Here is a 762-nt window from a genome sequence, read left to right as displayed (position 1 = left end):
AGGGCGACAAGCGCGAGTGACCGAATCCGTTCCTTCGTCTCGTCGTGATTACGGCCGTTTGCGCTGCATCCGTCGAATGTTACGCGCATGCGTCACTCGCGTACGCATAGCCGTCGTGTTCGCGAATCGGTTCCCCGTCTTCGGTAAGTGCCACGCACTCACCCGCCGCGCGGCCGTGAAGCTCGCGCGCGGCTTGCACCCATTCGAGATATTCGCGGATCGGGGCGTTACTGCGCTCCGTGTCCAAAACGGTTCCCAAATTGCTGACGATGATTTGATAGCGTGCCATGGTCTTACCCTTGTTGTGCTTCGTGATGGGTGAGCGCGATTTGCGCGATAGCTTCGGTCGCGCCTTCGCGGAACCGGTACGAATGGAATTTTCCGACAGTATCCAGTGCGCCAGCAGCGGACAGAGAACGCACACTGTAACGCGCCTCATTCGACGGGTTCGTTTCGCGCGTCACAAAATAATACGTGTCGCCAATCAGGTACCCGGTGCGCGGCAACACGGTTTTAAAAAATCGCATGGTGTCGCGGTCGAACCAATGGCCGCCGTTCTTTTCCGCGTAGTAAGCGCGGATTTCGGACATGGGGACAGTCTTTGCGTGTTTCATGTTTTTACCCTGTCAGGTAGTTAATCGATGGAATGAATTCTAGGCGGTGTCGGGCCCTGCGTCAACAATAACCCCGCGCCGTCTGGGGTTTATTGAACGAGCGTCGCGAGATAGTGAGCGGCACTCGCGCGAGTGCGCGTCGTAAGAT

2 protein-coding genes are annotated in these 762 nt (G+C 57.2%); both read right to left on the bottom strand.

Translation table 11 applies throughout. The features are described 5' to 3' along the window. Positions 1-79 precede the first annotated feature (79 nt). A complete protein-coding gene (locus tag AC1RPG_RS07850) occupies positions 80-289 on the bottom strand; it encodes a hypothetical protein (protein ID WP_289875373.1) in 210 nt (69 codons plus the stop codon). Positions 290-293: 4 nt separating this feature from the next. Next, on the bottom strand, positions 294-614 hold the full coding sequence (locus AC1RPG_RS07845; protein ID WP_289860514.1) for a DUF7447 family protein: 321 nt from the start codon (positions 612-614) through the stop codon (positions 294-296). Positions 615-762: the final 148 nt, after the last annotated feature.

Source organism: Dellaglioa sp. CoH-57-MRSF-18 (genome assembly GCF_056781995.1).
This window is presented reverse-complemented; position numbering and strand designations above follow the sequence as displayed.

Excerpts from the sequence above, each read along its gene's own strand:
- AC1RPG_RS07845 (WP_289860514.1), bottom strand. The coding sequence starts at position 614 with ATGAAACACGCAAAGACTGTCCCCATGTCCGAAATCCGCGCTTACTAC.
- AC1RPG_RS07850 (WP_289875373.1), bottom strand. The coding sequence starts at position 289 with ATGGCACGCTATCAAATCATCGTCAGCAATTTGGGAACCGTTTTGGAC.